Consider the following 12,649-nt stretch of genomic DNA (forward strand, 5'->3'; position numbering starts at 1 on the left):
CCGATCACCCTAAGGGCGTCGGCGGGCCCGACCATTTCACCGGACGCCTGCGGGGCGCAACCCGAGAATGACAGATAGTCAGATTGTCGGTACCGATGTACGCGCCATTTCACCCGCATGTCAAATCGAGTTCCTACTGAGATGTTGGCTTCTACTACGTAGGCGAGCCGACGTCACCACCGAGGCCAGAACCTGGTATCCCCCGCTGAACAGGTCGTCTGTGTCGGCTGGGTCAGGAACGCTCCCATCGCTGGGACGCCTCCAGCAGTGCACGTCGCGCGGCGAAGACCACGATGGGCGCTTCGCAGTCCTCATCAGCAAGTATGACGGAACGTGTAGTTACCGCTACGTACTTGCACGCGCCACGCGGTCGGCTGTGAAACAACAGGGGAACAGAGGGGACACGCACGGCCGGCCACGCTGACGCCTGCTGCTGCCCCCCGGTGCCCGGCCGGCAGCGCACTGGGGGGCACCCTCGACGGCAGCAGGACCACGGCTCCGACGCGGTGACCTGCGGGTTCCCTCTCGTCCTCGGTCGGCCGACGCTTCGAGCCGGGAGGCGGGTCGGAAATGCAACCCCTGGGTGCAGAACGGTCGTGAAGGCCGGGGGAGCCCGCCGCGACGGACCCCGTCGTGGATCGGGCGGCCCATAAAGTACGGCGCCGTGGGGGAGACGACGCGATTCGACGGGAGCGGTCCGCCGGACGACGGGTCCGACTCCGGGAGCGTCGATCTCCTCGCCCACCGGCTCCAGCGGACGGCACGACCCCAGGCGGAGTGGGCCTTCGTCGAACGCGGTGGCGAGCTGCGCGCGCTCCTCGAGGGTGTCGACGGCACCGAGCCCGCCGCCGTGGTGGTGTCCGGCCGGCCCGGAGTCGGCCGGACCCGGCTGGCCCAGGAAGCGATCAGGATCCTGCGCGCCCGGCGACACGGCACCGAGTGGGCGACCTGCACGCGGAGCACCGAGACCATCCCGCTAGGGGCACTGACCCACCTCGTGCCCGTCGGGGCCGCGTCGTCGGACCCGACGGCGGCCTGGCACGCCATGGCCGCCGCCCTCGACGCCCGTCGGGAACAGCACGGGCGCGTGGTCGTGGGGATCGACGACGCCCACCTGCTCGACGACCTGTCGGCCACCCTGGTGCACAAGCTGGTCCTCACGCGGAAGGCCAGCGTGCTCCTCACCGTCCGCGGCGGCGCCCAGCCACCCGACGTCGTCGCCGCCCTCTGGAAGGACGGGCTGGGCACGCGGGTCGAGCTCCCGCCGTGGTCCCGCGGTGAGGTCGACCGCCTGCTCACCGGGGTGGTGCACGGGACGGTGGCCAGTCGCACGGCGGAGTTCCTCTGGCGCACCAGCGCCGGGAGCGTGGCCCACCTGCGGGAGCTCGTCGCGGCCGGCCACGAGACCGGCTGCCTCTCCGAGGTGGGTGGTGTCTGGCGCTGGGACGGCGACGTCGAGCCGACGCAGCGGCTCCTCGACGTGCTGCAGGTCGACACCGGCGAGCTCAGTCCCGACGAGCGGGCAGCGGCGGAGCTCCTCGCCGTCGGCGGCCCGCTGGACCTCAGCGACCTGGTGGACCTGACCTCGTCCGAGGTCGTCGCCTCCCTGGAACGCCGGGGGACGGTCACCGTGGAGCGGACGCGCCACGGGCCGACCGCGCGCCTGACCGAACCCCTGCACGAGATCGGCCTGCGCGCCCAGCTGCCGCACGCGACCGCACGAGGCTTCCAGCTGCGCCTGGCCGGGACCGCCTCGGCGCGACGGTGGATCGAGGAGGACCCCGTACGCGCCGTGGAGCTCCTCCTGTCCACCGGTGACCCGACCGTTCCGGCCGACGTGCTGGTCCGCGCCGCCCGGCAGGCCGGCGCGTCGGCGGACCACCGCACCGCCGAACGGCTGGCACGGGTCGCCCTGGAACGGGGGGCGGGCACCGCGGCCTCGGTGGTCCTCGCGGAGGCGCTGCGCTGGCAGGGCCGCCCGGCAGAGGCCGAGAGCGCGGCGCAGCGGGCCGAACCGGTCACGGTCACCGAGCGGGAGCAGCTCACCGTCACGAGGACCCTCAACCGCTTCTACGGCCTCGGCTCGGTCGAGGAGGCCTACGCCGCCTCCCCGGAGACGCGGCAGGACCTGGTGTCCGCGGTGCGCGGCCTGCTGCTGTTCGCCGCCGGACGACCGCGGGAGGCGCTCGACCTGACCGAGGGCGCCCGGAGCGATCCGCAGACCCGGCTGTGGACGTGTGCAGCGCGAACGGCTGCCCTCGCCGTCCTGGGCCGCACCGACGAGGCGATCGCCACCGCCGGCCAGGGGTGGACGGCACTCGAGGAGTCCGGGGCGACGGTGGAGTCGTCGACCGCACGCGCCGCGCTCACCCACGGCGAGGTGCTCGCGCTGGAGCTGTCCGGGCGGTTCGGGCAGGCCGTGCGACGGGCCCACGAGCTGCACCAGGCGTCCCTGACCCGGCCCGCCTGGGCCGGTGACGCGGTGTCGGCGCTCGGCGTCGGCTCGGCGACGCTGGCGGCGGGCCGACCGGCCGAGGCGGTCCGGTGGCTGGCCGAGGCGGCCGCAGGGCTGGCCGACCGCGACCCCATCGGCCTGCTCCCGCTGTGCCGGGCGCAGCTGGCCCAGGCCCACGCCCTCGTCGGGGACGAGGTCCGTGCCCGGCAGGTCCTGGAGGTGCCCAGCCCCCTCCCGGTCGCCGCGTTCGCGCCGGAGACCCAGCTCGCCCACGCGTGGACGGCGGCCCTCGGGAACCGCCCCGAGGAGGCGCTCACGGCCGCGCTGGAGGCGGCCTCGTCCGCAGCGCGGATGGGTCAGCCGGCGGTGGAGGCCCGTGCTCTGCACGTCGTCGTCCGTCTCGGCGGGACCGGCGCGGCAGCCGGACGGCTGCAGGAGCTGGCGGCGTTCGTCGCCGGCCCACTGGTCCGCACCTGTGCCGCCCACGCCGGCGCCCTCGCCGACGGGCACGGGGACCGGCTGGACGAGGTCGCCACCGAGTTCGAGTCGATGGGTGCCGGCGCCCTCGCCGCCGACGCCGCCGCGCAGGCGGCGGAGGCGCACGCGGCCTCCGGCCGGCGACGCCGGGCGGCGACCTCCGCCGCGCGGGCCGGCACGCTCGCGCGAGCGGCAGGCGGGGCGCACTCCCCCGCCCTGCAGCGGGTGGGCGTCCGGCCGCTCACCGCACGGGAACGACAGGTGGCGGCGCTGGCCGCCGACGGGCTGACCAACCTCGGCATCGCGCAGGAGCTGCAGCTGTCGGTCCGTACGGTCGAGACGCACCTCGCGAACGCCTACGCCAAGCTCGGCATCAGCACCCGGGCCGCGCTCACGGTCGCGCTGGTGACGGCAGACCGCGGATGGGTCCCGCAGCCCCGCGAGGGTGCCCGGTCCGTCGGTCGGACCACCCGGAGCAGCTGGGGTCCTCGTACCTCCTGATCGAGGGTCCCGCCGTCGCCCAGGACGCCGGACTGCGGGCACGACGCTCACACCCCACGGCGATGCGCGCCGAGCGTGCCGACGAACGGACGGAGGGTGGGCGCGGCAGGGATCGAACCTGCGACCGCTCGCTTGTAAGGCGAGAGCTCTCCCGCTGAGCTACGCGCCCGCCTGCCCAGGGTAGGTGCCCCGGGACCCGGGCCCCTCCACGGCGTCCTCGAACGTCGGGCCGACCTCCCCCGGGCCCTCGACGCCTGCCCGGAGACGGGGACCGGCGCCTCACGCCGGATCGCACCGGTTCAGGCGGCGAGCTTCGCGACGGCGTCCTTCCAGCCGGACTGCTCGCGGGCGTCGCCGGGCTCGTTCACCTCGGCGAAGGCGATCGTCCCCTGGGCGTCGACGAGGAAGGTGCCGCGCACCGCCATGCCGGCCTTGTCGTTGAAGACGCCGTAGGCCTGCGCGGTGGCGCCGTGCGGCCAGAAGTCCGACAGCAGCGGGAAGTCGAAGCCCTCCTGCGCCTTGAACGCCTTGAGGCTGAACACCGGGTCGGTGCTGATCGCGACGACCCGCACGCCCGCGTCGGTATAGGTGGCCAGCTCGTCGCGCAGCTGGCACAGCTCACCGGTGCAGATCCCGGAGAAGGCGAACGGGTAGAAGACGACCAGCACCGGGGTCCCGCGCAGGTCGGCGAGGGAGACGACCTGCCGGTCCTGGTCGGGGAGGCTGAACTCGGGGGCGGCGTCGCCGACGGAGAGGCTCATGCACCCGATCGTGCCCCACGCGGTCACGTGCTCGAACGGCCCCCTCGCAGGGGCCCGCCGCGAGACTGCGAGCGGTGGGGGGCGAGGGGCCGTCGATCAGCGGCGGGTGCGCGCCGTCTTCGGGGTCACCAGCCGGATGCCCGACCAGTCCTTGGCCGCCGAGATGCTGCTGGTCTGCGCCAGCCCGGCGGTGGGCGCGGCCTCGGTGACGTCACCGGGGGCGACGTGGCCGGGCCGGCCGGACTTCGGCACCAGCAGCCAGACGACGCCGTCGTCGGCCAGCGAGGCGATCGCGTCCACCAGGGCGTCGACCAGGTCGCCGTCGTCCTCGCGCCACCACAGCAGGACGACGTCGGCCACCTCGTCGGTGTCCTCGTCGACCATGTCGCTCCCGGAGACCTCGGCGATGGAGTCGCGCAGGTCCTCGTCGGCGTCCTCGTCCCAGCCGAGCTCCTGCACGACCATGCCCGGCTTGATGCCCAGCCGGGCCGCCATGCTGGCGCTGCCCGAGTCGACGCTCATCCCTGCTGTTCCTCCAGAGGCTCGATGGCCCCCGACCCGAGGTCGGCGGGCACGGCGCGCCGGCTCACGGGCGCGTGGGGGTGCCGGGGGCCGACGGCGGACACGACCGGCGGGGAGGCAACCCGCTGCCTGGTCATGTCACCCCTCTCCTGCCCGGACACACGGTGCCGACGGCGTCGGTCCGCGTGGGCAGGAGCGTAGGGCATGCCTGGTCAGGTGCAAGCGCTCCGCGGAGGGACCGCACTCCTCCGCCGCCGGCGAGCCGGTACCGGGGAGTACGCGACCGCCCCGGGGTCCTCGCGTGACGCGGACCGCCCGGACGCGCGACGATGAGGGCATGAGCGCACCGCAGCAGGGTGGCGACCCCACCCGCGACGCCGGCCAGCCCCGCGCGGTCATCACCGACGGACTCCCCAGCCAGCTGGTCGACACCGACCCCGACGAGACCCAGGAGTGGGTGGAGTCGCTTGACAGCGTCGTCGAGCACGCGGGCCGCGGGCGGGCCCGCTACCTCATGCTCAAGATGCTGCAGCGCAGCCGCGAGCAGCAGGTCGGCGTCCCGGCCCTCCGCAGCACCGACTACATCAACACGATCCCGCCCGAGCGCGAGCCGTACTTCCCCGGCGACGAGGAGACCGAGCGGCGCATCCGCGCCTACATCCGGTGGAACGCCGCGATCATGGTCCACCGCGCGCAGCGGCCCGGGATCGGTGTCGGCGGGCACATCTCCTCCTACGCCAGCTCCGCCTCGCTCTACGAGGTGGGCTTCAACCACTTCTTCCGCGGCAAGGACCACCCCGGCGGTGGCGACCAGATCTGGTTCCAGGGCCACGCCTCCCCCGGCATCTACGCCCGCGCCTTCCTCGAGGGCCGGCTCACCGAGGAGCAGCTCGACGGGTTCCGGCAGGAGGTCAGCCACCCCGGCGGCGGCCTGTCGTCCTACCCGCACCCGCGGCTGATGCCCGACTTCTGGGAGTTCCCCAGCGTCTCCATGGGCCTGGGCCCGATGAACGCGATCTACCAGGCGCGGTTCAACCGCTACCTGCACGACCGGGGCATCAAGGACACCTCCGACCAGCACGTGTGGGCGTTCCTCGGCGACGGCGAGATGGACGAGCCGGAGTCGCTGGGCGTGATCGGCCTGGCCGCGCGCGAGGAGCTGGACAACCTCACCTTCGTCATCAACTGCAACCTGCAGCGGCTCGACGGCCCGGTCCGCGGCAACGGCAAGGTCATCCAGGAGCTGGAGTCCTTCTTCCGCGGCGCCGGCTGGAACGTGATCAAGGTGATCTGGGGCCGCGAGTGGGACCCGCTGCTGGCCGCCGACCGCGACGGCGCGCTGGTCAACCTCATGAACCAGACGCCCGACGGCGACTACCAGACCTACAAGGCCGAGGACGGCGCCTTCGTCCGCGAGCACTTCTTCGGCCGTGACCCGCGCACCCGCAAGCTCGTCGAGCACATGAGCGACAAGGAGGTCTGGGACCTCTCCCGCGGCGGGCACGACTACCGCAAGGTCTACGCGGCGTTCAAGGCGGCCGTGGAGCACAAGGGCCAGCCGACGGTCATCCTCGCCAAGACCATCAAGGGCTGGACGCTGGGCAGCCACTTCGAGGGCCGCAACTCCACCCACCAGATGAAGAAGCTGACCGCCGAGGACCTCGCCGCCTTCCGCGACCGGCTCTACCTGCCCATCCCCGACGAGCAGCTCGACAAGACGCTGCCGCCCTACTACAGGCCCGAGCCGGACTCCGACGAGATGCAGTACATGCTCGAGCGGCGCCGGGCCCTGGGCGGGGCGGTGCCGCGGAGGCGCTCGGAGTTCAAGCAGCTCAAGGCGCCCGACGACAAGGCACTCGACGTCCTGCGCCGCGGCTCGGGCAAGCAGGAGGTGGCGACGACGATGGCGTTCGTCCGCCTGCTCAAGGAGCTGCTGAAGGACAAGGAGCTCGGCCCGCGGTTCGTGCCGGTCATCCCCGACGAGGCGCGCACCTTCGGGATGGACTCGCTGTTCCCGTCGCAGAAGATCTACAACCCGGCCGGCCAGCGCTACACCTCGGTCGACCGCGAGCTCATGCTCGCCTACAAGGAGTCCGAGCAGGGCGTGATCCTGCACGAGGGCATCAACGAGGCCGGTTCCACGGCGTCGTTCACCGCCGTCGGCACGTCGTACGCCACGCACGGCGAGCCGATGATCCCGATCTACATCTTCTACTCGATGTTCGGGTTCCAGCGGACCGGTGACGGCCTGTGGGCCGCCGCCGACCAGATGACGCGGGGCTTCCTGCTGGGCGCCACCGCCGGGCGGACGACGCTCAACGGCGAGGGCCTCCAGCACGAGGACGGCCACTCGTTGCTGCTGGCGCACACCAACCCGGGGGTCGTCTCCTACGACCCGGCCTTCTCCTTCGAGGTCGGGCACATCACCAGGGACGCCCTGCTGCGCATGTACGGCGAGGACCCCGGGTCCCCGCTCGGCGGGCACCGCAGCCCCGACGTCATGTACTACCTGACGGTCTACAACGAGCCGTTCCACCAGCCGGCCGAGCCCGAGGGCCTCGACGTCCAGGGCCTGCTGGCCGGCATGTACCGCTACGCGCCCGGTCCGGAGACCGGCGGGCCGAAGGCGCAGGTGCTGGCCTCGGGCGTGGCGGTGCCGTGGGCGCTGCGCGCCCAGGAGCTGCTCGCACAGGACTGGGGTGTGTCGGCCGACGTGTGGTCGGTGACGTCGTGGACCGAGCTGCGGCGGCAGGCCGACGAGGTCAGCGAGCACAACCTGCTGTACCCGGAGGACGAGCCGCGGGTGCCCTACGTGACGCAGCGGCTGCAGGACGCCGCCGGTCCGGTCGTGGCGGTGTCGGACTGGATGAGGGCGGTGCCCGACCTGATCGCGCCGTTCGTCCCGGGCGGCATGTCGACGCTGGGCACCGACGGGTTCGGCCTGTCCGACACCCGCCCGGCGCTGCGGCGGCACTTCCACGTCGACGCCGAGTCGGTCGTGGTGCGGACGCTCGCGTCGTTAGCCGACCGGGGTGAGCTCGACCGGTCGAAGGTCCGCGAGGCGGTGGAGAAGTACCAGATCCGCGACGTCCGCAAGGCGCCGGCGGAGGAGCGGACGGACCCGAGCCCGGCGACGTGAGGTGAGGACGGCCCCGCGCCCCACCGCTCGCGGCGGGGCGCGGGGCCGGGGTCGTGCTGGTGGGGGCCGGGTCGTTCGACCCGGCCTCCACCAGCGTCCCGGGGGGGGTGACCGAGACCATCTCGTCCCCCTACGCTCGGTGTCCGCAGCAGACGACCGAGGGGGACACGTCGGTGGAGCTGAACCGGAGACAGCTGTTCCGCCTGGGCGCGGCCTCGGCCGCGGTCCTGGCCTTTCCCGCAGGGGCCACGACACCGGCCCGGGCGGCCACGCCGGCCGGGCTGAGCCGGTTCACCGAGCCGCTGCCCACGATGGCCGACCTGGGCGTGCTCGACGCCACCGCGGGGGCCGCGACCCTGCGCACGGCCGGCACCCTGCACCGCTACCACGCCGACCTCCCGCCCACGCCGTCGCTGGCCTACCAGGGCGCCGGCGGGCAGACCTGCCTGGGCCCGGTCGTGGTCGCGCGCCGCGGCGTCCCCTTCGACCTCACCGTCGTCGACGGGCTGACCGGCCACCCGCTGGCCGGCGCGATCGACACCTCGCTGGTCCAGGACGCGATCTCCGCCGGGCTGCTGCCCGGGCCGGCCGACCAGGACCGCACCGCTCCGCGGACCGCCCTGCACCTGCACGGGGGCAACACCGCGGCGGACTCCGACGGCGGCCCGCTCGACACCGTCCCGCACGGCGGCGCCCGCACGCACCACTACGACAACGCCCAGGCCGCCACGGCGCTCTGGTACCACGACCACGCCATGGCGACGGGCCGGCTCAACGTGCTCGCCGGGCTGGCCGGGCTCTACCTGCTCCGGGACGACGACGACCCCGGCGACGGCTCGCGGCTGCCCGGCGGGCCCTACGAGGTGCCGCTGCTGCTGCAGGACCGGTCCTTCGCCGACGACGGGTCCCTCGCCTACCCGGTGGCCTCGGTCCCGGGCAGCCCGCGCACCTGGGTGCCGGAGTTCTTCGGCGACGTCTCGACGGTGAACGGGCGCGCCTGGCCGACGCTCGGCGTCGACCGAGGCCGGTACCGCTTCCGGATCGTCAACGCCGCGAACAGCCGCTTCTACCGGCTGCGCTTCCTCCGCGACGCCGCTGCCCTGCCCTTCTGGCAGATCGGCACCGACGGCGGCCTGCTCGACGCCCCCGTGCCGCTGGACGTCGTGACGCTGGGCCCCGGCGAGCGCGCCGACCTGGTGGTCGACTTCTCCGACCTGCCCCCGGGCACCGACGTCGTCCTGGGCAACGACGCGCCGGCGCCGTACCGCAGCGGCGCTCCCGGTGACACCGGCGGTCCGGCACTTCCGGAGGTCATGCGGTTCACCGTGGGAGAGCAGGTCGGCACGGCACCCGCGCTGCCGGCCCGGCTGCGCGCCGTCCCCGTCACCCGCCTCGAGGGCCTGCCGGTGGCGGCCACGCGGACGATGACGCTGGTGCACGCCATGGACATGGCCGGCGGCCCGATGATGGCGCTGCTCAACAACCGGACCTTCGCCTCTGCCGACTACACGACCGCGCCGGTGGCCGCGGACACCGTCGAGCAGTGGGAGTTCGTCAACGGCACCGGCGTCGCCCACCCGATCCACCTGCACTACACCCAGTTCCAGGTGCTCGACCGGCAGCAGGCCGACGTGCGGTCCTACTCCGCGGACACCTACGGGCCGGGCCAGCCGATGCCGGACACCGGCCCCTACCCGCCGCCCCCGGCCACGCCGTACCTGCTGGGCCGGCCGCGTCCACCGGCGGCGGAGGAGCGCGGCTGGAAGGACACCGTGGTGGCGCTGCCGGGCGAGGTCACCCGCATCCGGGTGCCCTTCGGGGCCGGCGCCGCCGGGGGTGCACCCCTGGCCATGGGGAGCACCTTCCGCGGGGAGTACGTCTGGCACTGCCACCTGCTCGAGCACGAGGACAACGAGATGATGCAGCGCTTCGTCGTCCGGTAGCGGTCTTGACCTTGCCGCAGCGGCAGGGTCGATGCTCTCCCCGTGGTGAGCATCGGGGCGCTGGCGCGGCTGGCGGGGACGACGGCGCGGGCGTTCCGGCACTACCACGAGGTGGGCCTGCTGCCCGAGCCGCGACGGCGGCCCAACGGCTACCGCGACTACGACCTCGGCGACGCCGTCCGGCTGCTGCGGATCCGCCGGCTGACCGGGCTCGGCCTGTCGCTGCCCGAGGTGGCAGCCGCGCTCGGGCAGACCGCGGCTGCCGACGCGGCCGGGCTGAGGGAGGTCCTGCAGGCGCTGGACGGGGAGCTGGCCCGGCAGGAGGACGCGATCCGCGCCCGGCGCCGCGAGCTGGCGGGGCTGCTCGCCCGCAACGGTGACCCGGCCGCTCCCCGCAGGTGACCGAGCTGCTGGAGGCCCTCACCGGCGCCGCCCCCGGGGCGCCCGCCGACGCCGTCGTCCGTGACCGGGAGCTCCTCGAGGTGCTGGCCGCGACCGGGCCCGAGCGCTTCGACGCGGTGGCCGACGCCTACCGCGCCGCGCTGGCCGACCCCGCGGCCGTCGCGGCGATGACCGCCTGGGCGGCCCGCTTCGAGGCACTGGCCACCGTGCGGCCGGCCGATCCCGCGGTGGCCGAGCTGGCCGCCGAGCTCGCCGCCGCCGGCCGGGAGTGGTTCGCCGGCGCGGGTGGCGGGCCGGACGGGGGCGACCCCACCGCGTGGGAGGCCTTCCTCGCCGGCCTCGCCCCCGCCCAGCGGCGGTGCGTGGAGCTGGCCGGTCGGGAGTGGGCGGCGTGCGCGCGCTGAGGTGGGCCGGGCCGGTGCTGCTGGCCGTCGAGGCGGTGCTGGTGGTCACCGGCCGGCTGTCGCTCGGCTCCGCCGCGCTGGTGTTCGTCGCCGTCGAGGCGGCGCTGGCCCTGCTGGTGGCTGGGCAGCTGGCGACCGGCACGCGCCGGTTCCGCCGGGAGCGGGCCGGCGGCGCCGACCGGGAGGAGGCGCTGGCGGCCGCGCTCCGCGCGGTGCTGCCCGGCCCGGTGGCCGCCGCGCTGCTGCACGAGGCCCGCACCGCCGGGTCGCTCGTCCTGCTCCTGCGGCGCCGGCGGCACGGCGTCGGCGAGGGCGCGGTGCCGATCGGCTACGAGCGGGCGCTGCGGCCGATGGCGGTCACCCTCCTGGTGCTCATGGTCGTCGAGCTGGCCGTCGTCGAGCTGGCCGTCCCGTGGCCGGCGGTCCGCATCGCGCTGCTCGTCGTCAGCGTCTACTCGCTGCTGCTGGTGGCCGGCGTCGCCGCGGGCAACGTCGTCCGGCCGCACGTGGTCACGGCGACCACGCTGCGGCTGCGGTCGGGCGCCTGGGCCGACGTCGGCGTCCCGCTCGAGCGGGTGACCGGCGCGAGCGTCCGGCGGCGCGCGGCCCCCGACCGCACCGTCGCGGTCGGGGACGGTGTCCTGACCATGGGCGTCGGCGGCGGCACCACCGTCGACGTCACGCTCACCGGGCCGACGGAGCTGACCGACGGGCGCCGGGCGCACGTCGTCTCGGCGGTCCGGTTCGCCGCCGACGACCCGGCCGCGGCGGTCGCGGCGATCCGGGCCGGCGTCGCGGCGGGGCCCTCGCTCAGTCCGCCCAGTCCGGCCGGCTGAGGTCCGGCTGCCACACGAGGACCGGCCCGCGCGGCACCCCGCCGACGCGGGCCGGTTCCGGGTCGAGGGAGAGGACGACGCCGTCGGGGGCGTCCTCGGCGTCCCCGATCCAGAGCCGCGCGTCGGGCCGGTGCAGGTCCACCCAGCCGCGCACGGCCCGGTGCACCGCGTGCGACGGCGCCGCGGCGGGGTCGGCGGACCGCAGGTGGGTCTGGACGACGCGCGCACCGTCCGGGCCCGCGACCTCGTCGTGCGCCAGACCGGTCCCGGCGCGCAGCACGCCGACGTCCCCGGCGGCCATCGGGGCGCCGTCGCCCCAGGCGTGGGTGAGCGAGCCGGCCAGCACGACCGCGACGACGTCGACCGCGCGGTGCTCGTGGCGGCCGTAGCCGGCGCCGGGCGCGAGCCGGTCGTCGGTGATCCGCAGCAGCGGGCCCAGCGACCCGTCGCCGGGCTCGAGCAGGGTGCGGCCGACCAGACCGGTCACGTCGCCGTCCCGCGGGCCGGCAGCGCCCCCGGGCCGCCGGGCAGGCCGCCGGCCACCAGGGCCACCGTCAGCGACCAGGCCACCCCGAGGGACAGCCCGCCGACGACGTCGGACAGGAAGTGCACGCCCAGCCACATCCGGGTCAGCCCGACCAGCACGGCGAGCGCGGCGCCGGCGACGACGGCGACCCGGCGGCCGCGCGCGGACAACCGGGGCCAGGCGAGCACCAGCGCGACGGTGACCAGGGTGGCGATGCCCGACGAGTGCCCGCTCGGGTAGCTCAGCGTGTCGTAGGCCAGGCCGCCGTTCTCGAACGCCGGGCGCGCGCGGCCGACCAGCTCCTTGAGCGCCGTGGTGAGCGGGCCGATCCCGAGGATCGCCACGGCCACCCAGGCCAGCGTCCGCCACGCGCGGCGCCCGGCCAGTCCGACGAGCACGGGCAGGAAGACCAGCACGCGGAACCAGGTGACCCCCGGCGTGGTGAGGACCTCCAGCAGCCCGCTCACGAGTGCGGAGCGGTCGTCGCCGGCGTAGAGCTGCTGGCTCACTGCGTCGTCGAGGCGGACCTGCGGCGCGAAGCCGGTGAGCACCCCGGCGCCGAGCACCCCGAGGACGGCGGCGCCGGCGCCGGCGGCGGTCAGCGCGCGCCGGCGCGTCCGGGTCGGCGAGGACGGCACGGCGGGGTGCAGGGCGGGCTCCACGCCCCCACTCTCCCCGACGCC

General features: G+C 75.1%; 10 protein-coding genes and 1 tRNA gene. 6 read left to right on the top strand and 5 right to left on the bottom strand.

Annotated elements, in window-relative coordinates; all coding sequences use genetic code 11:
• The first annotated feature begins 664 nt into the window (after positions 1 to 664).
• On the top strand, positions 665 to 3,433 hold the full coding sequence (locus ACU616_RS00145; protein ID WP_446756477.1) for a LuxR C-terminal-related transcriptional regulator: 2,769 nt from the start codon (positions 665 to 667) through the stop codon (positions 3,431 to 3,433).
• 97 nt (positions 3,434 to 3,530) lie between these two features.
• On the opposite strand, the gene ACU616_RS00150 is transcribed toward ACU616_RS00145, so the two are convergent.
• From ACU616_RS00150 to ACU616_RS00160, 3 genes are all read right to left on the bottom strand, one after another.
• A tRNA-Val gene (locus ACU616_RS00150) sits at positions 3,531 to 3,602 on the bottom strand.
• 130 nt (positions 3,603 to 3,732) lie between these two features.
• A complete protein-coding gene (locus tag ACU616_RS00155; protein WP_446756478.1) occupies positions 3,733 to 4,194 on the bottom strand; it encodes a peroxiredoxin in 462 nt (153 codons plus the stop codon).
• A gap of 96 nt (positions 4,195 to 4,290) precedes the next feature.
• Positions 4,291 to 4,716 (bottom strand): DUF3052 domain-containing protein, encoded by a 426-nt coding sequence (locus ACU616_RS00160; RefSeq protein WP_204690813.1) that lies wholly within the window; start codon positions 4,714 to 4,716, stop codon positions 4,291 to 4,293.
• Positions 4,717 to 5,053: 337 nt separating this feature from the next.
• Here ACU616_RS00160 and aceE point away from each other — a divergent pair, with 337 nt between their 5' ends.
• The 5 genes from aceE (at position 5,054) to ACU616_RS00185 (ending at position 11,440) form a co-directional block, all read left to right on the top strand.
• Positions 5,054 to 7,855: a pyruvate dehydrogenase (acetyl-transferring), homodimeric type gene (gene aceE / locus ACU616_RS00165; RefSeq protein WP_446756479.1), complete on the top strand. Its 2,802-nt coding sequence runs from the start codon at positions 5,054 to 5,056 to the stop codon at positions 7,853 to 7,855.
• Between the two features lie 173 nt (positions 7,856 to 8,028).
• On the top strand, positions 8,029 to 9,798 hold the full coding sequence (locus tag ACU616_RS00170; protein ID WP_446756480.1) for a multicopper oxidase domain-containing protein: 1,770 nt from the start codon (positions 8,029 to 8,031) through the stop codon (positions 9,796 to 9,798).
• Between the two features lie 42 nt (positions 9,799 to 9,840).
• Positions 9,841 to 10,200: a helix-turn-helix domain-containing protein gene (locus tag ACU616_RS00175; RefSeq protein ID WP_446756481.1), complete on the top strand. Its 360-nt coding sequence runs from the start codon at positions 9,841 to 9,843 to the stop codon at positions 10,198 to 10,200.
• On the top strand, positions 10,197 to 10,604 hold the full coding sequence (locus ACU616_RS00180; protein WP_446756482.1) for a hypothetical protein: 408 nt from the start codon (positions 10,197 to 10,199) through the stop codon (positions 10,602 to 10,604). Before ACU616_RS00175 ends, ACU616_RS00180 begins: the two co-directional genes overlap by 4 nt.
• Complete coding sequence (locus ACU616_RS00185) at positions 10,592 to 11,440, top strand: hypothetical protein (protein WP_446756483.1); 849 nt, start codon at positions 10,592 to 10,594, stop codon at positions 11,438 to 11,440. The genes ACU616_RS00180 and ACU616_RS00185 overlap by 13 nt, the downstream gene beginning before the upstream one ends.
• Here the strand turns inward: ACU616_RS00185 and ACU616_RS00190 are convergent.
• Positions 11,415 to 11,927, bottom strand: a complete 513-nt coding sequence (locus ACU616_RS00190; RefSeq protein WP_446756484.1) for a pirin family protein — start codon at positions 11,925 to 11,927, stop codon at positions 11,415 to 11,417. The genes ACU616_RS00185 and ACU616_RS00190 overlap by 26 nt on opposite strands.
• Positions 11,924 to 12,628, bottom strand: a complete 705-nt coding sequence (locus ACU616_RS00195; RefSeq protein ID WP_446756485.1) for a phosphatase PAP2 family protein — start codon at positions 12,626 to 12,628, stop codon at positions 11,924 to 11,926. Before ACU616_RS00195 ends, ACU616_RS00190 begins: the two co-directional genes overlap by 4 nt.
• Between the last annotated feature and the right edge of the window lie 21 nt (positions 12,629 to 12,649).

Source organism: Geodermatophilus sp. URMC 62 (genome assembly GCF_052931475.1).

Excerpts from the sequence above, each read along its gene's own strand:
- aceE (WP_446756479.1), top strand. The coding sequence starts at position 5,054 with ATGAGCGCACCGCAGCAGGGTGGCGACCCCACCCGCGACGCCGGCCAG.
- ACU616_RS00160 (WP_204690813.1), bottom strand. The coding sequence starts at position 4,716 with ATGAGCGTCGACTCGGGCAGCGCCAGCATGGCGGCCCGGCTGGGCATC.
- ACU616_RS00155 (WP_446756478.1), bottom strand. The coding sequence starts at position 4,194 with ATGAGCCTCTCCGTCGGCGACGCCGCCCCCGAGTTCAGCCTCCCCGAC.